Source organism: Desulfitobacterium sp. LBE, assembly GCF_007830365.1.
Classification (GTDB): domain Bacteria; phylum Bacillota; class Desulfitobacteriia; order Desulfitobacteriales; family Desulfitobacteriaceae; genus Desulfitobacterium; species Desulfitobacterium hafniense.
The window spans coordinates 3,404,907-3,429,217 of sequence record NZ_VLKD01000001.1; the positions used below are offsets into that span (position 1 = coordinate 3,404,907).

24 protein-coding genes are annotated in these 24,311 nt (G+C 47.7%); 4 read left to right on the forward strand and 20 right to left on the reverse strand.

What is annotated here, in order from left to right; translation table 11 throughout:
- Positions 1-10: 10 nt before the first annotated feature.
- Positions 11-220 carry a helix-turn-helix transcriptional regulator gene (locus tag DESLBE_RS16140; RefSeq protein WP_144677556.1) on the reverse strand — a complete coding sequence of 70 codons (210 nt, stop codon included), beginning with the start codon at positions 218-220 and terminating at the stop codon, positions 11-13.
- A 272-nt stretch (positions 221-492) separates the two neighbouring features.
- Here DESLBE_RS16140 and DESLBE_RS16145 point away from each other — a divergent pair, with 272 nt between their 5' ends.
- Positions 493-861: a helix-turn-helix domain-containing protein gene (locus DESLBE_RS16145; RefSeq protein ID WP_144677558.1), complete on the forward strand. Its 369-nt coding sequence runs from the start codon at positions 493-495 to the stop codon at positions 859-861.
- 58 nt (positions 862-919) lie between these two features.
- A complete protein-coding gene (locus DESLBE_RS16150) occupies positions 920-1,294 on the forward strand; it encodes a response regulator (RefSeq protein WP_144677560.1) in 375 nt (124 codons plus the stop codon).
- Positions 1,295-1,432: 138 nt separating this feature from the next.
- Here DESLBE_RS16150 and DESLBE_RS16155 read toward each other — a convergent pair whose 3' ends face one another.
- From DESLBE_RS16155 to DESLBE_RS16165, 3 genes are all read right to left on the reverse strand, one after another.
- Positions 1,433-2,062 (reverse strand): DUF4276 family protein, encoded by a 630-nt coding sequence (locus DESLBE_RS16155; RefSeq protein ID WP_144677562.1) that lies wholly within the window; start codon positions 2,060-2,062, stop codon positions 1,433-1,435.
- Positions 2,056-3,243: an AAA family ATPase gene (locus DESLBE_RS16160; RefSeq protein ID WP_144678664.1), complete on the reverse strand. Its 1,188-nt coding sequence runs from the start codon at positions 3,241-3,243 to the stop codon at positions 2,056-2,058. Before DESLBE_RS16160 ends, DESLBE_RS16155 begins: the two co-directional genes overlap by 7 nt.
- A 161-nt stretch (positions 3,244-3,404) precedes the next feature.
- Positions 3,405-4,415, reverse strand: a complete 1,011-nt coding sequence (locus tag DESLBE_RS16165; RefSeq protein ID WP_144677564.1) for a hypothetical protein — start codon at positions 4,413-4,415, stop codon at positions 3,405-3,407.
- A gap of 288 nt (positions 4,416-4,703) precedes the next feature.
- Between DESLBE_RS16165 and DESLBE_RS16170 the strand changes: the two genes are divergently transcribed.
- The gene (locus DESLBE_RS16170; protein ID WP_018211865.1) at positions 4,704-4,979 is read left to right on the forward strand and encodes a metal-sensing transcriptional repressor; all 276 of its coding nucleotides are present in this window, start codon (positions 4,704-4,706) and stop codon (positions 4,977-4,979) included.
- A gap of 132 nt (positions 4,980-5,111) precedes the next feature.
- Here the strand turns inward: DESLBE_RS16170 and DESLBE_RS16175 are convergent, their stop codons facing one another.
- The 7 genes from DESLBE_RS16175 to DESLBE_RS16205 all read right to left on the reverse strand — a co-directional run bounded on the left by DESLBE_RS16175 (position 5,112) and on the right by DESLBE_RS16205 (position 10,992).
- Positions 5,112-5,798, reverse strand: coding sequence for a response regulator transcription factor (locus tag DESLBE_RS16175; RefSeq protein WP_144677565.1), 687 nt, complete (start codon positions 5,796-5,798; stop codon positions 5,112-5,114).
- A gap of 53 nt (positions 5,799-5,851) precedes the next feature.
- Complete coding sequence (locus DESLBE_RS16180) at positions 5,852-8,209, reverse strand: ATP-binding protein (RefSeq protein WP_144677567.1); 2,358 nt, start codon at positions 8,207-8,209, stop codon at positions 5,852-5,854.
- Positions 8,190-9,146 carry a polyprenyl synthetase family protein gene (locus DESLBE_RS16185; protein ID WP_144677569.1) on the reverse strand — a complete coding sequence of 319 codons (957 nt, stop codon included), beginning with the start codon at positions 9,144-9,146 and terminating at the stop codon, positions 8,190-8,192. Before DESLBE_RS16185 ends, DESLBE_RS16180 begins: the two co-directional genes overlap by 20 nt.
- Before the next feature lie 6 nt (positions 9,147-9,152).
- On the reverse strand, positions 9,153-9,350 hold the full coding sequence (locus DESLBE_RS16190; protein ID WP_144677571.1) for a hypothetical protein: 198 nt from the start codon (positions 9,348-9,350) through the stop codon (positions 9,153-9,155).
- Positions 9,351-9,731: 381 nt separating this feature from the next.
- Positions 9,732-10,349 carry a lactate utilization protein gene (locus DESLBE_RS16195; RefSeq protein WP_005814942.1) on the reverse strand — a complete coding sequence of 206 codons (618 nt, stop codon included), beginning with the start codon at positions 10,347-10,349 and terminating at the stop codon, positions 9,732-9,734.
- A 3-nt stretch (positions 10,350-10,352) separates the two neighbouring features.
- Entirely contained in the window at positions 10,353-10,790 is a 438-nt protein-coding gene (locus DESLBE_RS16200; protein ID WP_005814944.1) for a hypothetical protein, read from the reverse strand.
- Positions 10,780-10,992 (reverse strand): helix-turn-helix transcriptional regulator, encoded by a 213-nt coding sequence (locus DESLBE_RS16205; protein WP_005814946.1) that lies wholly within the window; start codon positions 10,990-10,992, stop codon positions 10,780-10,782. Before DESLBE_RS16205 ends, DESLBE_RS16200 begins: the two co-directional genes overlap by 11 nt.
- A gap of 259 nt (positions 10,993-11,251) precedes the next feature.
- On the opposite strand from DESLBE_RS16205, the gene DESLBE_RS16210 reads away from it, so the two are divergent.
- Positions 11,252-13,111: a cation-translocating P-type ATPase gene (locus tag DESLBE_RS16210; RefSeq protein WP_144677572.1), complete on the forward strand. Its 1,860-nt coding sequence runs from the start codon at positions 11,252-11,254 to the stop codon at positions 13,109-13,111.
- 161 nt (positions 13,112-13,272) lie between these two features.
- Here the strand turns inward: DESLBE_RS16210 and DESLBE_RS16215 are convergent, their stop codons facing one another.
- From DESLBE_RS16215 to cphA, 9 genes are all read right to left on the reverse strand, one after another.
- Positions 13,273-14,214, reverse strand: a complete 942-nt coding sequence (locus DESLBE_RS16215) for a ribose-phosphate pyrophosphokinase (RefSeq protein ID WP_005814952.1) — start codon at positions 14,212-14,214, stop codon at positions 13,273-13,275.
- 14 nt (positions 14,215-14,228) lie between these two features.
- Entirely contained in the window at positions 14,229-15,590 is a 1,362-nt protein-coding gene (gene glmU, locus DESLBE_RS16220; protein WP_144677574.1) for a bifunctional UDP-N-acetylglucosamine diphosphorylase/glucosamine-1-phosphate N-acetyltransferase GlmU, read from the reverse strand.
- A 187-nt stretch (positions 15,591-15,777) separates the two neighbouring features.
- Positions 15,778-16,032 carry a septation regulator SpoVG gene (gene spoVG / locus DESLBE_RS16225; RefSeq protein ID WP_005814955.1) on the reverse strand — a complete coding sequence of 85 codons (255 nt, stop codon included), beginning with the start codon at positions 16,030-16,032 and terminating at the stop codon, positions 15,778-15,780.
- A 388-nt stretch (positions 16,033-16,420) separates the two neighbouring features.
- Complete coding sequence (locus tag DESLBE_RS16230) at positions 16,421-17,644, reverse strand: IS110 family transposase (RefSeq protein ID WP_144676948.1); 1,224 nt, start codon at positions 17,642-17,644, stop codon at positions 16,421-16,423.
- 198 nt (positions 17,645-17,842) lie between these two features.
- Complete coding sequence (gene purR / locus DESLBE_RS16235) at positions 17,843-18,706, reverse strand: pur operon repressor (protein WP_144677576.1); 864 nt, start codon at positions 18,704-18,706, stop codon at positions 17,843-17,845.
- An 11-nt stretch (positions 18,707-18,717) separates the two neighbouring features.
- Entirely contained in the window at positions 18,718-19,437 is a 720-nt protein-coding gene (locus tag DESLBE_RS16240; protein ID WP_005814961.1) for a GntR family transcriptional regulator, read from the reverse strand.
- A complete protein-coding gene (gene ispE / locus DESLBE_RS16245) occupies positions 19,430-20,302 on the reverse strand; it encodes a 4-(cytidine 5'-diphospho)-2-C-methyl-D-erythritol kinase (protein WP_144677578.1) in 873 nt (290 codons plus the stop codon). The genes DESLBE_RS16240 and ispE overlap by 8 nt, the downstream gene beginning before the upstream one ends.
- 200 nt (positions 20,303-20,502) lie before the next feature.
- Positions 20,503-21,417 (reverse strand): Fic family protein, encoded by a 915-nt coding sequence (locus DESLBE_RS16250; protein WP_144677580.1) that lies wholly within the window; start codon positions 21,415-21,417, stop codon positions 20,503-20,505.
- Positions 21,418-21,645: 228 nt separating this feature from the next.
- Positions 21,646-24,303: a cyanophycin synthetase gene (gene cphA / locus DESLBE_RS16255; RefSeq protein WP_018211873.1), complete on the reverse strand. Its 2,658-nt coding sequence runs from the start codon at positions 24,301-24,303 to the stop codon at positions 21,646-21,648.
- Positions 24,304-24,311: the final 8 nt, after the last annotated feature.

Below are 24,311 nucleotides of genomic sequence, written 5' to 3' on the forward strand. Positions count from 1 at the left end.
TTATTTTAATTCATTTCCCATCCGGCACATATTCAATCAAATCCTCTATCCTACAGTTAAACACAGCACAAATCTTATCAATCTGCTCAATCTCTATCCTTTTGGTTTCTTCATAATACATCTTGGATAAAGTCGCAGGCCTGATTCCTGTGAGCGCTGACAACGTTTTCTGATTCATTTTATGTTTCCCTAGCAGTTCGGACAGTTTGATTCTCACCATGAGAACACACTCCAATGTCTTTGTCTTTTGGCCTGATTTTATCAGTAAGCGTAATAAAAAAGTACATTTATGCACCAATATAACTACAGGAGTAAATTAATGTAGAATAGAGGTAATTAGCACACTATGATTACCTTAATGGTAATTATATTTCTCTTAGCGTTATCAAAAAACTGCCTTAGTATTCTCACAGAATCCCTCGCAGTATTCTTTCCGCTGATGTTCAATCCGCTGAGGATTCTTTAAGATTACTATAGGGGAGGCTTGAGGAAATGGAGCTGGATCCCAAAAGGCTGGGCAGAGCCATCAAGAATGCCCGTTTGGAAAACAACCTTACTCAGGAAGAACTGGCCGAGGGGGTGGATATTGCCACCGTCCATGTCAAGCAGCTCGAAGCCGGTAGCCGTAAACCTTCGGTGGATGTCCTGTATAAGCTGGCCAGATTCCTCAATTTTTCGGTAGACGCCGTATTCTTTCCCGAGCGGACGAATGGGTGGGAGCTACAGCGTAAAATCGAACTCAGCCTGAATAACTCTTCTACGCATGAATTGCAGGTTATTTATACCACTTTGATCGAATTGCGACGGGTCCTATCTTCGCTGCAAGCCCAAGAAGAGCCGCCGCCCGATAGTACGGAATGACGCAAGCAATGCCCCAAAACGCGGGGTGAAATAGATGTAGATAAGGAGAATTTGCCCTATGAAAATCGCTTTATGTGATGACATTCTACCTCTGCGCCGGATGCTGGAGGCCATGATGAGGGAATACGAAAGGGAGAAGAATGTCCGGTTTCAAATCCGCCAATTTGGGAGCGGTGAAGAACTGCTGAAGCAGGCGGAAGAAGAGCACCTCCATTTTGATCTGATTTTCCTGGACCAGTGTATGAAAAAACTGTCCGGCGCAGAAACAGCACTGCGCATCCGGGAGTATGACACGGCCTGTCAGATCGTATTTTGCACCGGATCCGGGGCTCACCCTCAGTTCGCGGAGGCTTCACCGCTGAGAATCCTGGAGAAGCCGATCGATATGGAGGATATCTATGTTATCCTTGATGAGGTACGGAGCGGCGGATAGCTCCCGTTCACAAACACAGATTCGGATTTCATCTCATACTGAAAATGATAAAGTGCGCTTCCGCAGCTTGGAAACGCACTTTTATTATCTTTATCTTCATTTCAGCAACGATATAGTTTTGTATTTTTTAAAAAATTTTTACAGCGCTTTATCTAATTCTTCATACAACCTATTAACAGAGGGAAAAGCGCTCTTAACCTTTTGGGCATCGATATTCTCCAATATTTTAAATGAATGAGCAGCTTTTCCGTACTTACCCTTATAACTGCTTCTGCTGGCATTCTTTAGACCATCTAATATATCGGCTTTACTGATGCCCTCAATGTTAGATCCCCTTGGCAAACTTCCTTCTCTAAATCCATTACCAAAAAATTCTCGGAGAGTATCAATATCGGCTAAAAACCAACTTTCCATGCATTGAATCATTAGATGGATCTGCTCATCCTGAGCATTTCGGGGCATATTCCAACTCTCATGAGTCGTTAGGTATTGTCCTGGCCTATTGCAAAAAGCTGCGCCAACAGGCCCCTCACTATCAACAAGCAAAAAGGCTAGTTCTCCCGTACTCTGAGAAGTTTTTAAGGAAATACAATAATCACGAAAAGCCTCATTTCGTGAACCGCACGCAACAATCCTCGGTATCCGCCCCCGGAAGCCTATTTTATCGAAAAAGCTACTAAAAGCTTTACGGCATTCTCTTTTGAGATGTTCTTGCTCCCCTCCGCCTTCTATATATATCTTGACCGTATTCCTTAAACTTCTTACCATCGGGTTCCTCCAATTTCACCTTTGCGCCAAAGTTCACCGAGTGAATACCTCTCAAGCCAGTCTTTAAGCAAATCTTTTTCTAAACGACGGAATCGAGTCATACCTTCATGTTTTTCACAAACTAAAACTGCCTCAGGCATATCAGTCAGCTCATCAACAAGAATTTCAGAATGAGTCGTTACAATCAACTGGGTCATTTTCGACGCATCCTTTAATAACTGCCCAATTATTGGAATGATATCTGAATGTATTCCTAATTCCGGCTCCTCTATACATATCAGAGGCGGTGGGTCAGGATTACAGAGAATTGCTAAGAGACAAAGAAACCGAAGCGTTCCGTCAGAAAGACGAGTGGCCGGAATCATAAACTCCCCTTCCTGCAAGAAGAGCTGAACAGTTCCGCCTTCAACAATGACATCGAAGTCGTCAATACCTTCATAAAACTGAGACAATAAATCTAAAACCTTCTTCTTAACCTTATAGTTAGTCCGCAGTTTATTAAGGACGAGGCCTAGATTAGAACAATCTTCCGCTAAGTAATCATTAGGAGCATCTGCACCTTGAGGTTGCCGCAGTAGTGCTTTGCGGCCAAAATACCATTCCCGATAGATTCGGATAGCCGTAAATTGCTTACCGAGCCAAGTTATTTCCGGATATTGATCAGGATCTTTGCGCTGAGAAAGAATAGATTGTTCAGGATCAATGTCTTCGCGCTTCAGCATTCTTTTTTGATCCTTAGTATTATTGAGAACTGGATTACCGTTTTGATAACGGTAATAGAAATAAGGTTCCGAGTGATTTGCATATGGTTCTTTTGTCTCCAGGCATTCATCGACAAGTTCAAAACGTTGCTTCAAAGCGGTAAAAGATAATTGATACCGTAAATCCTTATTTCCATGAGGGGCAGACGGTGTAATCACTTCCATAGAGGCCGTCGGAAGTTCAATGCCTCGCCAAAGCCAGTCGCGAATACCTCCTCCCCTGCGAATCGGAACAGCCAGGTCTGATGGCGAAGCTTGAAGAAGACTAATGGCATCAATCAAGTTAGATTTGCCCGACCCATTTGGTCCAATCACCACATTTAAGCTGTTTAATTGAATATCGGTCGATTCACTGCCAAAAGATAATAGATTGGCAAGTTTCAATTTTTTGATTAATGGCGAATCAGACTTATCTTTCATCATAGCCCTCCCACTTAAATTCACCTTCATGCTAACGGATATTTCACATCTCGAATGTATGTTTGACTATATTTTATATTATATGGTTATTTTTGGCAACAAAACAAGAGTTATTACTAAAATTTTTATACACAAAATGGACAACGCCCCTGCTTGATGGATTAAAAGGAGAGCAGTTCAAAATTTTCGGCAAAGTCGTCAATGACCTGGAGGCTGCCTTCGATGGCGATAGGAATATCCACCCTCCGGCACAGGTCTGAGAGAAGGTGTGCCATTTCCTCATCCCGTACGAATATTTTTTGTGGCCGGCCGGAGTCTTCAATATAGTTGATGACCTGGCCCAAAACTGCGGCAACCTCATCATCGCCGGGATCCAAGAATTCCTGGTCAAGGATCATTCCACTGCTGCGGCTGGCCAGTATAAGCAGCATAGGGATTGTGGGCCTGCCGGATTTTGACTCATCGATAAAGGTGTCCAGGAACAGGATGTCGATCTCCAGCTTCTCCTTCACCTTCTTTTGCCGCTTCAGCCTGGCGGCCATAACTTCATCTTCCAGCACAGGCACCAAATATTGGGGAGAAGGCATAAAGCGCGGCATCGCTGAAGTAAGCCATAATTTCTGCTCCGGATCGAAACAGCGGTAAAGGGTCTGCCCTTTTTCGAAGTCTACGGCAATTCCGTGTTCCAATAAAGCCCTCAGAGCCATAAAAAGCTCCTGGAATACCCGTGTCAATTTCAGAACCTGCTCCTCATCCATGGTATGGGGCGCGTATCCCCGCTCAAAGGCCCGAAAGAAAATCCATTGATTTCTGCCCCGAAATTTTAAGCCCAAGGCTTTGATACGATCCCGTTCAGCTTTGCTTAATTCATCCCTGTCGCCGAAGTAGCAGGTCAGATTGTTCTGGTAGCGAATCAGTTGTCCGGGCGGGATCTCCCGGCTTTCCGCCAGCCGGTAAAATCCCCTGAGAGCCTCCGGCCCTTCCATTACGGTGATAGCGTAACACTCACCATTGCGGCCCATCACGCTGACAAAGAAGGGCTGCTCGTATTCGGGGAGCACCAGCGTAACCACGTCCATATCCCAAAGATAGTCCCACGGCTGCAGGGAACCAATCAACCGCGTCACCTCATATAATTTACGCCACGGTTCCAGACCGGCTTCTTTTCTCATCGTCGGCACCTATCCCTTTCTATTCTCTATTTTCTTCTTTAGCTCTATCCTTTTCTCTCAAAACAACGCTTTCTATCATCATATCATAGGAAATGCCCTTTTTCACTCCGACTTACCTTATCCTGCTGAGCCACTGGCAGGATAAAGTTGAAGCTGATGGTCCCGGAAATTCGATCCATTGCTACGAACTTCCGGGTATCGTGGCACGAGTCACAACCTTGTTGACTATGGCTCCAATGCAGGGTAAAATTATAATTATACCCCTACGGGTATAAAGGAGGCGCTATTATGCGACAGTGTATGGATTTTGATAATCTGCATAGACGATTGAACAAGGTTATGGGACAGATCAAAGCCGTTGATAAAATGTTGGAAGAGGATATCCCCTGTGAGGATATTCTAATTCAGATTAATGCAGCTAAAAAGGCTTTGCATAAAGTTGGCCAAGTCGTTTTAGAAGGCCATCTAAATCACTGCGTTCGGGAAGGCATCGAGCATGGAGATGCGGATAAAACAATTAATGATTTTGCTAAAGCAGTAGAACATTTTTCAAGATTGACTTAAGATAAATATCACAAGCGTATTGCTGACCGATGACAACCATCATGCCGTAGTACCATCTAAAAAAATCCCCCTGCTTTTACTTTTACCGCAGAGGGATTTTCCTATTTACCATTTATTTTATAAATTAAAAAATTACTCGTCAACATAAGCCCAAGATAAGACGGCTTCCAGACGTGTGTTGATCCCAAATTTGAGAAGGATAATCTTCACCTGAAGATGAGCCGCCCGGGCGGTGATTCCTAAGGCTGCGGCAATCTCTCTGTTATCGAGAGGCTTGGTCAGAAGGCTCATAATTTCCTTTTCTCTGGGTGTCAACAGCCTTTTAAGGACTTCGGCAGGCTTCGCGGGGAAATGCAAATCATGGAAATCTATTTCAACCTGGGAAAACGCCAGCGGGCTTGGAGAATAATATACGCCCCCTTTAGACACGCTTAAGACAGCTTGTATCATTTCCTCGACGGCACAGGTTTTCAACAACAGCCCTTCGGCCCCTTTGCGGCTTGCCGCCAGAACATAACCCTCCTGACTTTGTTCCACCATCAGAATAACCTTTAGGGCGGGGTGGGCCGCTTTTATCTTATCCATCAAGTCCAGCCCGCTGATATCCCGAAGATAAAAATCCAATAAAACAACATCCGGCACAGAATGGCGGAGAAAATTCAGACACGAGTCTTCATCCCCGGCAATTCCGATGGTCACTATGCGCGGTTCAAAAGACAGCAACGCCCTGGTCCCTTCTGCAAAGGGCCGGTGGCTGTCCACGATGAGCACATGTATCTGCTCTGCAGTTTCTTGTGATTTTTCCCAATGAACGGACATCCTGCCTCACGCGCCTTTATCCATATTTAGGAGCCCCGATGAGGGTTTTGCCATTATGGGAAAACCGGGATAAGCGCTTTGAGCGTTGTTCCGCGGTTTATTCCCGAAATGATCTGAAGCTCCCCGCCCAGACCCTCAATACGCTCCTTCATTTCAACCAGGCCGAAGTGGGTCCCTGTCAATAGCCAGTTTTCTATCTGGCCGGTGTCAAAGCCCCGGCCGGAATCACTTACGGTCAATTCAAGCCAGGTTTCGTTCAGGGTCATGCGAACCGTTTGCATATTGGAGCGGGAGTGCCGCACTGAGTTCATGATGCCTTCCTGTAAGAAACGATAGGCGGTGACTTCCACATCCTCCTTAAACCGGCTTTGCTGGCCCAGTCTGCTGATTTCCAAGGAAATCAGGGATAATTCTTCAGTCATGATTTCCTGGCACAGCCATTGAACGGCAGGGACCAACCCCAGGTTGGTTAGAATCGGGGGGCCTAAATCATTGACCATACAATTGAGCTCATAATTCAGGTCCTCCGCCCGTTCCTGCAGATAAGCAATTACCTTCAGGGTCTTATCGTCGGCGGGGCATTCCTTTTTCAGGTATTTCAGCCACCGGCTCAGGTCCATGCTCCACTGCAAAGGACCGGCGCAGATTTCGTCGGTAAGAAGTTTCCTTTTCTGCTCAACTTTACGTAACAAAGCATTGTTGATCCCCTGCAGCTCCGTCTTTCTTCGATGTGAACGCCCGGAGCTTTTGGTCAGAAAATGTATTTCTTTGGTCAGCTCGCCGATTACCAGCGACATAAGGATCTGATACTCCAATTGACCGGCCAGCAGGGTAAGAAAAGGTAATTCTGACTGCTCGAATTTGATGCGGGAAGAACGCCGGCCAAAGAAAATTCCACAGGTAGCATCATGGGAAATAAATGGGACATAAATCCCTGCCGGGCAGTCATCGGGCAGCATTTTGGCTTCCAGATCAGATCTTTGATTCTGATAAAAGAAATTCTCCAATGTCTCTAATTCCTTGGGATTCTCCTTAAAACGTCCCGCCGCTTTTTTGAGACAGCCGATCTGCGCATTCTCCATAATTATAAAAATCCCGTCAATATCCAGAGTGTCAACGATTTCATCCAATATCCGCTCCTCAGCCAAAAGAGAGGCCAGATTTGCATTCAAGGAGGCCATCTTTTGCTTGAAAGCTTGTTTGTCTTGGGAAAAGCCTCCTCTTTCCCAGAGCCTGCTGATCCCAATCTGAATAAAATAAAAGCAAAGAATGGACAGCAGGGTGGCAAGCAGCAAAGCCAAATAAAGCTCAAGATGAATAGCGGGTACGATTTGCAGGAAGTAAAGCGTCAAGGAAAAAACAAGACTCAGGAAGGCTCCAGCGACGACATAAGTAATTACCGTTTTATAAAGCCGGCGGCTGTCCAGCAAATATTTGTTGACAATTACATAATATAAAGAGATCGGGACCGCTACAACGAATAAGGAGCTCACTTGGGTATAAAGCAATTGATCAACGTTAAAAATGATTGGCAATGCTGATAGTAATACGAATGGCAAAAAACCGATCCCCATCCCCAACAGGATAATGCGGACTTCATTTTTTTTGGGATGATCTTTGGGCAGCTTCATGAGTAAACCCAGATTCCAGAACGTAAAAAGAATGCCGAGGATCATATTGGATAGCGGCATTTTTCTTATCACACTTTCGAGCTGAACCAAACCTAAGGATTGTAGAACAGTTAAGACCAGAATCAGACCGAATAGAATAGTTACGATTTTATGACCAAATTTATTTACTCTGTTTTGATTGGAAACGGGGAAAGCCGAAATGAAAACAATAAGAAAAACAGGTATCAACGAGAAGGTGATATACTCCAATTCTCTAGCCAGCAATAAGCAACGACTGGACGCTTGTGCTAAAACAATCGCCAAACCAATTATCCAATTCATCCAAAATAAGATGCGCGCCTGTTCCAGAAAAGGACGCTTATACCAAGTCATAAACCCTAAAAACCAAAAAGTAAAACCCAGCATGACCATAGGGATCTCGCTAAATACCTCTAGCAGAACAGGCTGCTTAGATATGGTAACCGTTTGATCTGTCAGTTCATCCGGTTTCCGAAATTCAATCGTTGAAGCCTCTTCCGCCTCTCCCCATTTTTGGACAAAGCGATAGCTACCGGCATCCTCTCCGTCGATTTTCAGGATTTCGTCCCCCACCCGGATACCAGACCGATACCCTTCGCCAGAAGGATAACTGGTTGCCACCAGCCATTGCCCATTATTGTTCTTGAGTTCCAGACCGATAAAGGGTTGGGTCAGACAAGCTGCAAAGTAACCCAACCCCAGCACAACAAAAACAAGGCTGGCAATATAATAAATTTGCCGTTTAAACACTTTCTCCAACAAGTTCTTTCATGTTCTCCTTATTTTTTTCGGGAACAGGAATTCCCTCCAAAATTTCCCTCGCTTTTTGGCAATAAATTTCAAACATCACGGTGCAGTAGGGCGCAACTCCTTCTTCAGCTGCCAGTTGTCTGACATATTCCCTTTCTCTATCTCCGAACCCATAGGCTCCTTCGCCATGCCCCTGGGTCAGTTCCTTAAACCGCTCGGCGGCTTCCCCTTTCAGGGTATTTAACAGGTAAACATAAGGTAGGGTCTTTTTATTGTTCACAAAATCACTTTTTCTGAAAAAATCCAGGAAATCATTTAAATCGTTTCTGATTTGATTCAGGATCCCCAGATTGATCCCAAACTGTTCCAAGCCATGTATTACGGGTTCCTCTGCCCCGCCTAAGATGGCCCCAATTTTACAGGCGCAGGCGGTCAAGCTTCCGGCCTTTTGCTCCGCCATCTCAAAATATTGCTCAAACGATACCTGCTGTCGGCCGTCATATAAAAACTCCCGGAATTGCCCATTGCTGGCGCATATTCCCGTACGGTGCAAAGTTGCCGCAACCTCTCGAAACAGCCTGTTGTCCGGAATGGCGGAAATGGCCTCATCACTGAGCATGAGCAAGCAGATGGCCAGATTGATGGCCTGAGCATCCGGAAGCTGGCGCCAGGGCATATTCTCATTGTCCTGATCCTGCACGTCATCGAAAATATCCAGGGCCAGGGCAAAAAACTCCATTCCAATGGCACCCGGCAGCGCGTCTTCCGGATCTCCGCCCGCACATTCACAGCTCATACGCGTTAAGTGGGCCCAGCGGAACAATTCCCCAGTGGGACTGTCGGCATTGAGGGATACCCTAATCAGCCGCTCCATTTCCGCATCCAGCCGGACTTTGGCCAAAACACGATCAATTTCTCTGAAAAAAATCTGATCAAGCTGAAGATTCATCAGATTTTATCCCCAATAACCCAGAGGAAGCACGCCGATTGCCGCGCCGTTCCCGGACACTTCATGCCTGGAAAAGACATTTTGAACAATCGAAAACTCATCGGGCTTTATTTTGCTTTCGCCCGACTTTTCCTTTTGTGTCACCAAACACGTAGGATTTTTGACACATTCATGGACCAAATTCGCAATAGCTGCATAATTCATCTTAAAACCCCTTTCTAAATTAAAAAGTAACCTGAAGTTTTCCATAGTGCCGCTGAATTACCAAAATATCCTTCAGCTTGATCCTATACTCACTGTATTTCTCTATTTTACTTATTTTTCCTCTATCGAAATTTAGTTTATTATGTCGTAATTTGCTTAGCCACAATTGCCGATTCCCGGAAGCTTTGCTACACCTGAGCTAACAGTATTTTTTTATTGGAAATATTTATCCAAATAATAAAGTTTTTTCTTGTACAAATTTTCGCCTATATCCTGCCAATTCCTTCAACTCATACCACGGCCCTAATGGGAGTATTGACTGGCGGGTTGACCATCACCATTTCAGCTTCAGCGAACGAGACATCCGCTAATTCCAAACAACTAATACCCTATTTCCATATCTATAATAATAACCTTGATTCTGTCTTTGACGAACTGGCCCGTAATCAGGACAAAATCATTGCAAATCCGCTGGGGATGCCGGCAATCCACACACCTGTTCAGTTTGGTACAGGGTGTTTCTTTTTTCAGCCGTTTAGCATCCATTGGAGCGGCAATTTGCCGAACACGCTGAATGGCACTCTCTACATCCTCCGTGATTTTATTGGTCCCTACCACAACAATGACCTGTCGGGGGCCATAAATCATGGGGGCGACCCGGCTACCATTCCCATCGATATTGAATAGCTTTCCATCCGTGGTGACGGCATTGGTTCCTGTGATAAAGGTATCTGCGGCAAAGTTTTGAATATACAACCTTCGCTTATCTTCAGAGGTCAGGCCCGGCACGTATTTATCATAAAAAATATAATCCCCCTTGCGCAGGAAATCAAAGACCCCCAGCTCTTCTAATGTCACCGAATCGCCGCAGCCAACCGTCTGTCCCTTTTCCATCAGACCGGACAAAAGCGCCATTAATTCCTGCCGATTATGGACAAAATACCCTGCCATGTTGTTGCGCTGCAAGCCGGCAATCGTCCGTTCGAGCATTCCAACCATACCTCACATCTCCTTCTGATATTTAGCAAGATAATACACCATGGTAAATACAACTAAGAGATAGGCCCCTACTAAAGCCAATATCACCTGAAGAGCCACCTGCATGAGTGCAAATCCTAAAAGCAGTGCGCTGTACAGCACCAACATCAGGTCGTAAGCTTTGGCCTTGGCTTGGTTGCTGATCGCTATGTTACGCTCGTCCTTTTCTTCGATTTCCACCTGCCTGGCGGTTTCCGGATGTTTTTTGAATTGACGGAGCTTTATCGCCGTCCCCAGATTGCTGCCGAATACACCTGCGCCGACTCCAACACAGATATAGGGCAAGGTGCGCAGCATCCCTTCGGCATCCCCCTGCCATTTTATAAGTCCTAATCCGACAGCCAATAAAACAAGCCCCAGCACCGTCAACCCCATATATTTTTTGACGCTGTCATTTTTCATCGTACTCCTCCTCTTCATAGATAAAAATCTCTTCGATGCTCATCCCGAAAAACCGGGCGATCTTGAAAGCCAGTATAATGGATGGATTGTAGCGACCATTTTCCAGCGAGCCGATGGTTTGCCTGGATACCGCCAGGGCGGCGGCCAGCTCTTCCTGCCGAATCCCGCGCTGCTTGCGTATTTCTTCCAACCGATTCTTCACTGTCGGCCTCTCCCCTTTCTATGGAAAGCACACTTTCCATTTATAGAGTAACATTGCCGCATAAAAATGTCAAGCAAGCTTTCCGTCAGTTGCGGGGTTTCACCACGCTACTCTCAAAGTGTTCTGCCTATCATATGATACCTTTCAGGAATTTTCCTGCAAAGGTATTTTTATTGACAAAACTATACCCGTAGGGGTATAATTACCTTCGTAAATATACATATACCCCTATAGGTATAAGGAGAAAGGAGTAAGTGATGTGCTAGCATTTTTCAAGGATGAGGAAAAGAGGACGCTCCTTTTTCTCGCACTCTCTCTTCCGGCTCTTATTCTGAGCTTTTTTGAAATCGGTTCATTTCCTGTGGACCCTGCCTGGATCGCTATTCTGCTTTGCGGTATTCCCATTATCAAAGGCGCCATTGTCGGACTCGTCACAGAATTCGATATCAAGGCGGATGTTCTTGTCTCCCTGGCCTTGATTGCCGCCATCTTTATCGGCGAAATCTTTGCTGCCGGTGAAGTGGCATTTATTATGGCCATAGGTGCCTATTTGGAGGAACGTACCGTCGCGAAAGCCCGGGCAGGTATAGAAAAGCTGGTACACCTTACCCCGACAACAGCGAGACTCGTCAATAATGGTGAGGAAAGGATTGTTCCCGCCGAGCAGGTTAAGGTCGGTGATGTATTGCGTGTGCTCGCCGGTGAAACGATTGCCGTTGACGGAATCATCATCAGCGGTCAAACCTCTGTCAATCAGGCGGTCATGACTGGTGAATCCTTACCGGTTGATAAGAGCACCGGAGATGAGGTTTCCAGCGGAACCGTTAATCAATTCGGCACCTTCGATATGCAGGCCAGCAAAGTCGGTGAGGACAGCTCCCTGCAACGGATGATCCGGCTGGTTCAGTCAGCCGATGCGGGAAAGGCAAAGATTGTCGGCATCGCGGACCGATGGGCCACCTGGATTGTGGTCATTGCCTTGCTTTCCGCCGGAGCCACCTGGTTCATCACTGATGAAATCATCCGCGCCGTGACCATCTTGGTCGTCTTCTGCCCCTGTGCTTTGGTGCTGGCCACCCCCACGGCCATTATGGCCGGCATTGGCAATGCTACAAAGTTTGGCATCCTTGTCCGGGAGGGCGATGCCTTGGAAAGACTCTCCATGGTAAAACGAATGGCCTTTGACAAAACAGGGACCCTTACCTTTGGCAAACCTGATGTAGCCGCTGTTGAAAGTTTTGATCCCAGCCTGTCTGCCGACGATCTCTTGTCTCTGGCTGCTTCTGCAGAGCTGCGTTCCGAGCATCCGCTGGGAAAAGCGGTTGTGGCCCATTACAGGACGGCCGCCAAGGCTTCTCTGCCGGAGCCCCATGATTTTCGGATGCTGGCGGGGCGGGGTGTTTACGCAGTCGTGAATAACCGCACGATCTATGCCGGCAATGGAGAGCTGCTGCAGGACAACGGCATTCCTCTTGCTCAAGCCATCATAGAAAAGGCAGCGTCCTACAGAAATGATGGCTGCACCATCATCTTTGTGGCCATAGACGGCCATGCTTCAGGTTTTATCGCTTTATCCGACACTTTACGGCCTGATGCCGTGGATATAGTCAGGAATCTTGAGAAATTAAACATCACAAGCGTATTGCTGACCGGCGACAACCATCATGCCGCTTCCCATATGGCAAAGATTGCTGGAATTCATGATATCCATACCGATTGCCTGCCCGAAAATAAATTGGCTGTAATCGAGCAGTACCAAGGCAAAGGAGATTTGGTCTGCATGGTTGGCGACGGGGTCAACGATGCTCCTGCACTGAAGAAGGCCCATGTCGGCATCGCTATGGGAGGAATCGGCAGTGATATCGCCGTGGATGCCGCCGATATCGCCCTGGTCAGGGATGATATAAAAAATATCCCCCATTTGTTTGCCCTGTCCAAGCGGACGATGAACACTATTAAAATTAATATGGCCCTTTCTATGGCTCTTAACTTTGGCGCTATTCTTCTGGCTATGTTCGGACATCTCGGGCCTGTCGTAGGTGCCTTAGTACACAATGTGGGATCGGTGGTTGTTATTATCAACTCATCACTGTTATTAAACTGGAGGAAAGTAAAATGAGCGAATGGTTGTTCTTTAAATTCGTATTTTGATAGCTATAATCCACGCAAAAAATCAGAAGGAAGGGACCTCGTCCCTCACTTCTGATTTTTTGTCTAAAATATCCACGCTCCCTGACCATCACCATCTTGCGTAGCAAGCAAGCTTCCTGTATCCGGGAATTAACTGAACAGCTTGCTTACGGAAAGGTCCTCATGAATACGCACGATGGCCGCTCCTAATAAGGGAGCAACAGAGAGGACTTTAATCTTGGAGATCATTTTTTCCGGATGAACGGGAATGGTATTGGTGATAACCACTTCCTTGATGACGGAATTCTCCAGGCGCTCAAAGGCTGGGCCGGATAATACCGGATGAGTACAGCAGGCATAGACATCCTGAGCTCCGCGATCCTTCAAGGCTTGAGCTCCTTGAGTAATCGTCCCGGCAGTGTCGATGATATCATCGATCATAATCACCTGTTTGCCTTGAATATCACCGATAACATTCATAATCTCTGATACATTGGGCTCCGGACGGCGCTTGTCGATAATGGCCAAAGGCGCTCCGATCCGCTCCGCCAGGTTGCGGGCCCGTTGTACTCCGCCATGGTCCGGGGAAACAACCACCACGTTCTCTAATTCTTTGCTCTTAAAGTACTCCGCCAGGATGGGCACACCGGGGAGATGGTCCACCGGAATATCAAAGAAACCCTGGATGGCCGGAGCATGGAGATCCATGGTTACCACCCGGTCGGCACCGGCGGTGGTGATCAGATTGGCCATGAGCTTGGCTGTGATCGGATCCCGGGCTTTGGATTTCCGTTCCTGACGAGCATATCCGTAGTAAGGGATAACTGGAGTGATGCGGCGAGCCGACGCTCTTTTCAGGGCATCAATCATGATCAAGAGTTCCATGATATTATCATTGGTCGGATTACAGGTGGGCTGAACCACAAAGACATCCGCCCCCCGGACGCTTTCATCAATGGCGATGGTAATTTCCCCGTCCTTGAAGCGTTTTACTTTAGCCTCTCCCAGAGGAACCCCCAGATAATCAACAATTTCTTCCGCTAATGCCCGATTGGCATTGCCGCAAAAGATTTTCAACTCCTTGACAGACATTCCAAAATATCCCCCTACTTTTTCTTATTTCGAACCCAGTTTTCGATATGTTTTTGGGTGCTGCGCTCTATGGCTAAGGTATTGGCCGGTACATTCCTGGAGATCGTGGATCCTGCTCCTGTCACTGAGCCTTCACCAATTTCCACCGGGGCGACAAGATTAGTATTGCTTCCCAGAAAAGCCTTATCCCTGATAATTGTTTTATATTTATTGACCCCATCATAATTGCAGGTAATGGTACCTGCACCTATATTCACAGATTTCCCCACTTGGGAATCTCCTACATAGCTAAGATGGGGAATTTTTGACCCTTCGCCAATCTGGCTGTTTTTAATCTCGACGAAATCTCCCACCTTTACCTTATCCTGGAGAACCGTGCCCGGCCGCAGGTAAGCATAGGGGCCGATGGTGCAATGGCCGCCGATCACGGCTTGATTGCCCACCGTATGAGATACTTCTGAGCCTGCTCCCACAGTACAATCCGTTAGGGTTGTATGGGGACCGATGACCGCATCCTCGGCCACCTGGGTTCTGCCTTTCAGAATGGTAAAGGGCTGAAGAACCACATCCGGCTGAAGCACTACCTCGGCTTCGATAAAGGTGGAGCGGGGATCGATGATAGTCACCCCTTCCTCCATCCAATAGGACAGAATCCGTTGGCGAGCCACATCCTCGGCCGCCGCCAGCTGAGCCCGGCTGTTGATTCCCAGCGCTTCATGGACATCCTCAGTACAGTAGGTGCGGATGACTTCGCCCTGAGCATGGAAAACAGCGAAGACATCGGTTAAATAGTATTCCCCTTGAGCGTTCTTGGGGGTTATGTTCTTCAGGGCCTCCCTAAGCTTGGCAACATTGAAGCAATAGGTTCCTGTATTGATCTCTTGAACCAGCCGTTCCTCGGGAGTAGCATCTTTCTCCTCCACCACCCGCAAAAACTGATCTCCCTCTTTGAGAATCCGGCCTAATCCGTGAGGATTTTCAAAACAGGCCGTTAAAAGAGTGGCTGCCGCATTATGTTCGATATGAATTCTGATCAAATTCCGGAGAGTCTCCGGCCGGATCAGGGGCTGGTCTCCACTTAAAACAATAATATGATCAACCTCATGGCAATGAGGAATTGCTTGCATGATCGCATGCCCTGTTCCACATTGTTCTTCTTGAACCACCACTTCCGTCCGGTCGTCCAAAGTGGCCTCGATCTGTTCTCTGCCATGGCCCAGAACAACCATGGAACGGGGGATTTCCACGGAGCGGACACAATCCAAAACATGTTGAAGCATGGGTTTTCCAGCCAGTGTATGCATGACTTTAGGCAACTTGGACTTCATTCGGGTACCTTTGCCCGCCGCCATAATCACCGCAGCCCAATGTGGCATAAACTTCGCCTCCATCAATAGTTTACCCTGATTCGTATTCAATACCCAAAAAACTTTAATTCGTCAAAAAACAGCAAATTCCTCTTTCGTAATACATTTTCTCTGTCTGTTTTTAATCTTTCAACCAGATTCTCTATCTATCTCATGAGCAAAAGAGACCCTGGAACAGGGTCTCTTAATGCTTGTCTTACATTGCTTCCTGGTAAGCCTTTAATACTGCGTTTTGAATCACTTCGCGGGCTGCAGAAGAGATAGGGTGTGCTATATCACGGAATTCACCTTCCGGAGTCTTCCGACTGGGCATAGCAACGAAAAGCCCGTTTGTCCCTTCCACTACTTTCACGTCATGAACGACAAACGAATTGTCAAAAGTGACGGAAACAACGGCCTTCATCTTGCCCTCGACATTCACCTTACGTACCCGTACATCAGTAATGTTCATTATGAATCACCACCCTTCTCATCCCGGTGACCAGCAATATTCTTACCAAATATATTCTCTATATGGTAAAAAACTCCTTCTTTTAAGCGAAAAAATTCTTTTTTTCGCTTATATGCTCCGTTCTTTCCTTTTTAGGGACTTTTCAGAGCGATAAAGGAAACCCGGCTTCGCCGAACCTTAAATCCATACTCACAAATGAGGCGAAGTCGCTGGTTGCACTTATGCTTAGAAAGTATACAGCGCAAGCTTATAATTTCTGCCCTGAAAATTAACTGAGTAGATTAATTCCAATTTGACAATAAGAAACTATACCCCTAAGGCCTCTTCTCTTAAAATCTTTTTACTAAAGTCTTGGGGCAATTACTTTGACTGGTTATTTCATCATTATTTAAGATGCTGTTTGCTCTCGGATTGTCACGGTAAGCCCCAATGACTCCAATTTCTTAATGGATTGCTTTACTATGATCTCTTTTTTGCGTTGTTCTAAATAATCAAATCCCAAATCGACATAGGCTTGTTTTCGCGTTAACAAGATATGGACCAGGGATAGGATAGTGTGTCCGACAGCTATTGCAGCTCTATTTTTCCCTCTTCGGGCTGCTATCCGATGGTATTGGGCCGATAGATACGTATTTTTTTGACGTGATGCTGCTTTGGCCGCCTCTGTTAAGGCACTTCGTAACTTCTTGTTTCCTTTACGTGTCTTCGCCGACTTCTTTTTTCCCGCACTTTCATCATGACCCGGAGTCATTCCTGCCCATGAGCATAGGTGTCCAGGTGTGGGAAATCGAGACATATCTGTACCTACCTCAGCTATAATTTGTTGAGCAATTCTTCTCCCTACACCAGGAATTGAATCTAATAACTCCAGGTCTTCAACAAAAGGGAGCATACGTTTCTCGATTTCTTCATCCAGTTCCTTGATTAAATCATCAAGATAGTCAATATGCCCCAACTGTTTTTCAATCATTAACACTTGATGCTCCCCTAGTCGTCCTTCCAAGGCTAGCTTCAAATCGTCCTTTTTCGCTTTGAGCTTTTTCTGTGCAAAATCGGCTAATACTTCCGTATCTTTTTCGCCCTGGAGTATTGCTTCCAGCATATTTCGAGCGGATACTCCCAAGATATTGGATGCCACAGAGGCAAGTTTGATGTTCCCTCCTTCTAGCACCTTCTGAATTCGGTTTACTTCTCTGGCTCGTTCTTCAATGATGCTTCGCCGATAGCGTACAATCTCTCTTAATTCTCTTTGGTCTCTATCAGGCACAAAACTCCCTTGAACGAGTCCATGTCGTAATAAACGGGTAATCCATTCTGCATCTTTGACATCTGTCTTTCGCCCTGGCACTGCCTTAATATGCTGGGCATTGACCAAGAGTGGCTGAAGATCTTCCACCTCCAAAAGGTTATAGATTGGTTTCCAGTAGTCACCGGTACTTTCCATCGCGACATGGGTGCAACGGCTGTTTTTAATCCAGTCAACTAACTCAATGAGATTTCGGGTCATTGTCCCAAATGTTTTGATCTCCTTTCCTTTAGGGGTGATGATGCAGGCTGTGATGCTCTTTTTATGAACATCTAGTCCACAACAACATTCGTGCAGTACATCCATAACCTACTTCTCCTTAGGCTGGTTTATATTAAGGCTGGTGCAACAAACCAATACGGGTTATTCTGCCCTGCGTGCTTCCCTTAGGAGCAACATTCTGTGATGCACCGGGTCGTTGTGGTCCGTCTGATAGACGGGCTCGCAGCACCAAGAAAGTACGACCTACCTTCGCCAGCCATAGTAGTAGTATGGACACAATTTTCATTCATCAGTGGTGCCGCTACGCGGCATTGAAGTCTGATAGTGCAAGAAGCTGTTCTGCGGAATCACCTGGACGACTCCCTTAACGGGATCCAGCTCCCTGAGCTGAAGAAGGGATAAATAATGATCGACAAGTTTAGGTTCTTCTTCCCGGGGTGTCTCCATCAGAACCCCCAGACCGACCACATCGGCATCAAACTCTTTCAAGAGATTAATCATGCCTAAAGCAGTTCCGCCGGCCTTCATAAAATCGTCAATGATCAAGACCTTCCGCCCTGGCTCCAAGGCTCTTCGCCCCAGGGTCATGGACTGAATCCGTTTGGAAGAACCGGAAACATAATTAATACTGACAGCGGTTCCTTCCGTGACCTTATTGCCATGACGGATGATAACCATCGGTACCCCTAAAGCCTCTGCTGTAACCAGGGCCAAGGGTATGCCCTTTGTCTCGATGGTAACCACCACATCGGGCTTTTTCTCCCGAAAAACACCGGCAAAGATCAAGGCTAAAGGACGTAAAACAGCGGGGTCGTAAAGAAGATCCGTCATATAGAGGAAGCCACCGGCCAAAACCCTGTCCTGGCTGCTCAAGCGCTCTGCTAAACTTATGAGAAATCCGCCGGCATCCTCTGCTGAAATCTCCGGAATATAGCGAACTCCCCCGGCAGCACCGGACACAGTCTCCAAACGTCCCTGACCTGTGCAGCGCATGCTTTCTTTAACGGCCAGCAAATCTTCACTGATGGTGGATTTGGCAGCGCCAAACCGCTCAGCCAGCGTGGTCAGAGGGATCAACATATTGGGTTTTGACATAAGTACTTGCATCACAGCAACCATTCGCTCAGCGCGTTTCATCTTTTCCACGGACTAACCCTCTATTCTTTCTCAGAATTGGCTTCACTGTCCTCCTTAGAGTCTCCCTGTTCCTTGGAAAGGCGCAGGGCTTCAAACATCACATTCTCGGCCGTCACAATATGAGCCATAGCTAAAGTTTGCGCCTCTTCCACGTCATGACGGGCCAGGGCCTCCACAATGCTGCGGTGTTCATCAATGGCATTCTTAAGCCGCCCCGGAACGGACAGGGAGGTAGCACGGAACCGTTGGATCTGCTCCCGCAAATTGGCCAGAATCTGAATCAAGCGTTCATTGCGGCTGGCCTTGTAGACCAAAGCATGGAAACCCGTATCTGAGTCCACCATCTGATCCAAGCTCATTTCCTGGCCTTCATAATAAAGGAGAAATCTTTCCATCTCTTCGATTTCCTGATCCGTAGCCCGTTCTGCCGCCAGTCCGGCAGCTAAGCCTTCCAAAGCGGAACGGATTTCAAAAACGTCCGCCACATCCTTATGGGACACTCCCGCCACATAAGCCCCTTTGCGAGGAATCATGACGACGAAGTTTTCCAGCTCCAGCTTACGGATGGCTTCTCTGACCGGGGTGCGGCTTACGCCCATTTCTTCAGCCAATTGGATCTCCATTAAGCGTTCACCGGGTTCAAGGACGCCATTGATAATGGCTTCACGCAAGGACTCAAACACAATCTCTCTTAAGGGTTTATAACTATCGAGTTTAACCGGTACCAGTTTTCTACCCATAAATATTTCCCCTTTCCATAGTATGCGTTACCCAGACATGATAGTTTCTTTCCCGCCATATCGCTGCAATTTTTTCCGCTTGTTCTTCAGTTTGAACGATTCCAAACACTGCGGAGCCGCTGCCGGACATCAAAGCTCCCAGACAGCCGTTCTGCTTCATTAATTCTTCTTTAACCCAGGCTATTTCCGGGAGAAGCTTCATAGAAGCCGGCTCTAAATCATTATAAAGAAGAGGGATAAGGCTTTCTGCTCTCCCGGATGCCAAAGCCTCTTGCCACCCGGCATAATCCAGATGAGAGAATTTTCCTTCCTGATCAAAAGCCCGATAGGCTTCAGCAGTATTTACCCCTTGGTCGGGTTTAATGAGAACAAGGTTGATTTTCGGAGCATGAGGCAGGCCTTTTAATTCTTCACCCACACCGGTTGCCCATTGGGTCCCGCCTTTCAGGCAAAAGGCCACATCCGCACCCAGCTGAGCGGCAAAGCTCTTCAGTTCCTCTTCAGTATAGGGCTCTTCAAAAAGCTTATTCAGAGCCTGCAAGGTTGCCGCCGCGTCGGCGCTTCCTCCACCCAATCCCGCTTGCACAGGAATATTCTTCTCGATGTCAATGTGAATACCCTGGCTGCTTCCCAGTCCGCTTAAAAAAGCTTCCGCCGCCCGGTAAGCCAAATTCTCCGGGCCGCTCCACTTTCCGCAGGAGCACTGAATTCCCCCCTCTGCCAAAGTCACCCGTATCCGATCATAGATTCCTATGGACTGCATAACGCTTTCCAATTCATGATACCCATCGGGACGACGGCCTGTTATGGCCAGAGCAAGATTTATTTTGGCGTAGGCGAACATTTCAACCTGATTCTTAATCATTACCCTATCCCTTCCGAACGTTCGAATCGTATTTCTATACATTATACCCTAAAACAGCTCTGTTCTTCTAGTATCTGCATTATTTTATTATTTCATAATTACAGGGGATTGCCTGCAGTTGCCGCATACACCCATAACATAAATAAGACAGCCACTGAGGGAGATGCCCCTAGTGGCCGTTTGGAATGTCATCGTATCAATCATAAAAGAATATCCAGGTATCGTTTCAATCGTTCCTCTAAATACCCGGCCACCATTTCCACCATCGGTGCGGCAGTCTTGTCCTTATAATAGCTATCGAAGCAGGCATAGTACCGCTTCCTATCTGCAAACTTTACGTCAATAGGCGGATAGCCCTGCTGCATCAGCATAAGATTAAGCAGCAACCGTCCAGTGCGTCCATTACCATCAATAAAAGGGTGAATACCCTCAAACTTCAAATGAAATACAGCGGCATTCTCTAGGGGATGGCGCTTTTCTTCTTTTTGCGCAGCGATAAGCTGTTCCATCTGTACTGGAATCCGATAGGGTTGGGATGGCTCATGGTAGGCGCCCATGATCGTGACAGGGATTCTGCGGTACACGCCTTTGTCGTCAGGTCTGTCCATCAGCACCAGTGAGTGGATGTCCTTAATAATCTTTTCAGAAACCGGCGCCTTTTCTGTAACGAGCCGTTGGATATATAAAAACGCATCCCGGTGACCCACAGCCTCCAGATGATCTTTGAGCGGCTTTTGGTCTATCGTAACGCCTTCCAACACCAGGGCGGTTTCCTGGAGTGTAAGGGTATTGCCTTCAATAGCGTTGGAGTTGTATGTGAACTCTACAAGGAATTCCTCCTGCAAACGCTTTAATTCTCCTTGGGTGAAAGGACGACGCTTGCTAATCTGTGATTTGAGTGCATCAACCCGTGCGAATAGAGTGGTGTATTCTTGCGGAATAATTTTGCCGCGCAAAATGCGGCCATCAAGCGGCTTGACAGAATCAGCAGGTATTCTGTATGAACGGCCTTCCCGAATAACACCTTCAATTTTTCCCTGTTCGCAGAGCAACCGCACACGTCGATCTGAAAGCCCCCATTGTTCAGCTGCTTGCTGCACACTGATATATTCCACGATAACACCTCGCTTCTATATCCGTATTATACACCATTTTCGGAATAATATAAACAAACACGGTTTATTCTAAGATATTGTTCCGATTTTTCATTGTGGAGCCGGCGTAATGAAACCCGGGCTCATGCTGGACACGATAAAAAAGCTATCGTTGCCAGGCACGCTCTCCCTCTGCTGCACACTTAGTTTAGCAGTAAGGAGAGCAATTTCATGGCGATAGCTTTGGAACTAGATGGCCCCCAGATTGGCCACTTCAAGAAACCCTTCTTCTTCTTTAGCCAATGGACCGCTTTCAAGGCGGAGGGCGATTTCTTCCTCAATGGGTTCCAGATGTTCATAGAACATCACAAAAATCTCTCCCGGTTTGCAGGTGTCCAAGCCGTGGCAGAAGGCTTCCCGTTCCGGCAGAACCACGGAAATTCGCCGGGGATCCATACCCGAGGCAATCGCCTCCTCCATGATCATCCCCGCAATTTCGCCGGGCCGCCTTCCTCTCAGATCTCCATCCTCGCGAATAATCAGGCGATGAAAGCCCCGGGCCGCTACCCGGGCTACTTCCCGGATGGTTTCATCCGGCCGGTCCCCCGGCACGGTCACACACCCCACCACTGCGGGAGCTTTAAACTTCCTCAGGGTCTGGGCAATGGCTTTAATCCCCGCCGCATTATGGCCATAGTCGATGAAGACCTGAACCCCCCCAATCGTATAGGGGTTCAGACGTCCGCGATTGCACTCCGGATCCGAAGTAAATTCCGATAAAGAGGTGCGGATTCCCTCAGCCTTAAGTCCTAAGGACCAGCCCACGGCGATGGCTGCCAAGGCATTCTGCAGATTATGGAGGGCTTTGCCATTCCAGGTCACCGGCAGATCTTTGACTCCGCAGATTTTATGGGATTGATCCCCCTGACAAAGGAGAATATTCCCCCGGCGCACAAAGACGGCGATACCTCCCACAGCCAAATGTTTGCGTATGGTCAGGTTATCCTTTTCGGTACTGAAGAAAATGACTTTGCCTTTGGTTTTCCGGGCAAAGGAAGCAACTAAGGGATCATCAGCGTTGAGAACTACATAGCTGTGGGGACGAACGACCTCGGCGATCAGACTTTTGACATGAGCAATATCTTCCAGGCTTTCCATGCCATACTGACCGAGATGGTCGTTGGCCACATTGGTCACCACAGCCACATCGGCATAGTCATAGGCCAGACCAGCCCTCAATATCCCACCCCGCGCCGTTTCCAGCACGGCCACCTGAACATCAGGGTGGCGCAGCACGATTTGGGCACTTTCCGGGCCGGTGGTATCTCCTTTAAGCAGCAGCTTACCCCCCACATAAATACCATCTGTAGTGGTCATGCCCACCGCCAGTTCCCGATCCATCAGCATTTTGCCGATCATCCGCGTGGTTGTGGTCTTGCCATTGGTCCCGGTCACCGAAATGACGGGAATTCTTCCGTTTCCTTTAGGCATAACATGGTCAACGATGATTTTCCCCACATCCAAAGGCCGGCCCACGGTCGGGTATTGGTGCATTCTCAAGCCTGGTGCCGCGTTGACCTCAATGATCGCTCCCCGCTGCTCCTGGTGAGGGCGCTCAATATCCTCCAGGACCATATCGACTCCCGCGATATCCAAGCCCACGATTCGTGCCGCATACTCAGCTAATGCAGCATTATCAGGGTGAACCCGCTCTGTCACATCCACGGAAATTCCCCCGGTGCTTAAGTTGGCGCTGTCCCGCAGATAAACGACCTCCCCGTCGGCGGGTACCGTCTCCAGGGCGATCTTTTTTTGGGTCAGGGTCATCAGCACAACAGGATCGATTTTTATCTTGGTTAAGGCCTTCTCATGGTCCTCTCCCCGCTGGGGATCGCTGTTGGCCAGCTGAACAAGCTCTCCCACCGTGGAAACGCCATCCCCGATGACATGAGCCGGAATGCGCTCGGCAGCAGCCGCCATTTTTCCGTCAACCACAAGCAGCCGGTAGTTCTTCCCTTCAATATACTCTTCAACCACGACCTGCTCCTCATAGGTCTGAGCCACTCGAAAGGCCGCCCTGACCTCGGCCCCGGTCCTGAGCTTGAGGGTCACTCCCTTGCCCTGGTTACCGTTATAGGGCTTGACCACAACAAGCCGCTCCAGCTGCCGGAATACCTCCACCGCCTCCTCTTCGTTCCGGGTAACCACCCCGTCGGGAACGGGGATGCCCCCCTCATAAAGCAGCTTTTTGGTCAGCCCTTTATCACAGGCGATATCCACACCGATACAGCTGGTCTGGTCGCTCATGGCGGCCTGCACCCTCTTCTGGTTGCGTCCATAGCCCAACTGGAGGAGGCTGCTGTCATTTAAGCGTATGACGGGAATACCCCGACCCTCGGCAGCTTCGATAATGGCCCGGGTGGAGGCGCCCAGTTCAAACCTTTGGATGACTTCCCTGATGCGCTCAATCCTGTTTGTGACATTAGGTTTTTGTCCCGCCAGCAGCTCCTGCACCAGCGCGTAGCCCTGCTTAAAGCCTTCAAGTCCTCCTTCAAGGGAGTCGTAGTTGAAAATGATCTCATAATGGCCTGGATGCTCAGGCAGACATAGGGTTTTCCCATAAGGTATATTCTGTCCTGCACGAGTCAGCAGTTCGATGGTTACGTGCTCAATAATATGTCCGACTAAGGTTCCTTCCTTCAACCGTTCTACAAATCCTCCCGGTTTGCCCCGGGAGCAAAAATGCTCGTAAAGACTGGGCAAACATTGAACCAGGCGAGTATTAAAGTCTCCAAAGGTATCGCTAGTTCGTTCTGTCCATTCCTGGAGATCCACGACGGCCCGGATAACTGGTCGGTAGCTGTAGACATTAGCTCCCGGGATCGCCTGGATTTTCAGTATCTCCATTGTGATAT

Excerpts from the sequence above, each read along its gene's own strand:
- DESLBE_RS16215 (WP_005814952.1), bottom strand. The coding sequence starts at position 14,214 with ATGTCTGTCAAGGAGTTGAAAATCTTTTGCGGCAATGCCAATCGGGCA.
- DESLBE_RS16140 (WP_144677556.1), bottom strand. The coding sequence starts at position 220 with ATGGTGAGAATCAAACTGTCCGAACTGCTAGGGAAACATAAAATGAAT.
- DESLBE_RS16175 (WP_144677565.1), bottom strand. The coding sequence starts at position 5,798 with ATGTCCGTTCATTGGGAAAAATCACAAGAAACTGCAGAGCAGATACAT.
- DESLBE_RS16150 (WP_144677560.1), top strand. The coding sequence starts at position 920 with ATGAAAATCGCTTTATGTGATGACATTCTACCTCTGCGCCGGATGCTG.
- DESLBE_RS16190 (WP_144677571.1), bottom strand. The coding sequence starts at position 9,350 with ATGAATTATGCAGCTATTGCGAATTTGGTCCATGAATGTGTCAAAAAT.
- DESLBE_RS16240 (WP_005814961.1), bottom strand. The coding sequence starts at position 19,437 with ATGGGTAGAAAACTGGTACCGGTTAAACTCGATAGTTATAAACCCTTA.
- DESLBE_RS16145 (WP_144677558.1), top strand. The coding sequence starts at position 493 with ATGGAGCTGGATCCCAAAAGGCTGGGCAGAGCCATCAAGAATGCCCGT.
- DESLBE_RS16160 (WP_144678664.1), bottom strand. The coding sequence starts at position 3,243 with ATGAAAGATAAGTCTGATTCGCCATTAATCAAAAAATTGAAACTTGCC.
- DESLBE_RS16185 (WP_144677569.1), bottom strand. The coding sequence starts at position 9,146 with ATGAATCTTCAGCTTGATCAGATTTTTTTCAGAGAAATTGATCGTGTT.
- glmU (WP_144677574.1), bottom strand. The coding sequence starts at position 15,590 with ATGCCACATTGGGCTGCGGTGATTATGGCGGCGGGCAAAGGTACCCGA.
- DESLBE_RS16200 (WP_005814944.1), bottom strand. The coding sequence starts at position 10,790 with ATGAAAAATGACAGCGTCAAAAAATATATGGGGTTGACGGTGCTGGGG.
- ispE (WP_144677578.1), bottom strand. The coding sequence starts at position 20,302 with ATGATTAAGAATCAGGTTGAAATGTTCGCCTACGCCAAAATAAATCTT.
- DESLBE_RS16195 (WP_005814942.1), bottom strand. The coding sequence starts at position 10,349 with ATGGTTGGAATGCTCGAACGGACGATTGCCGGCTTGCAGCGCAACAAC.
- spoVG (WP_005814955.1), bottom strand. The coding sequence starts at position 16,032 with ATGAACATTACTGATGTACGGGTACGTAAGGTGAATGTCGAGGGCAAG.
- DESLBE_RS16170 (WP_018211865.1), top strand. The coding sequence starts at position 4,704 with ATGCGACAGTGTATGGATTTTGATAATCTGCATAGACGATTGAACAAG.
- cphA (WP_018211873.1), bottom strand. The coding sequence starts at position 24,303 with ATGGAGATACTGAAAATCCAGGCGATCCCGGGAGCTAATGTCTACAGC.
- DESLBE_RS16155 (WP_144677562.1), bottom strand. The coding sequence starts at position 2,062 with ATGGTAAGAAGTTTAAGGAATACGGTCAAGATATATATAGAAGGCGGA.
- DESLBE_RS16165 (WP_144677564.1), bottom strand. The coding sequence starts at position 4,415 with ATGAGAAAAGAAGCCGGTCTGGAACCGTGGCGTAAATTATATGAGGTG.
- DESLBE_RS16230 (WP_144676948.1), bottom strand. The coding sequence starts at position 17,644 with ATGGATGTACTGCACGAATGTTGTTGTGGACTAGATGTTCATAAAAAG.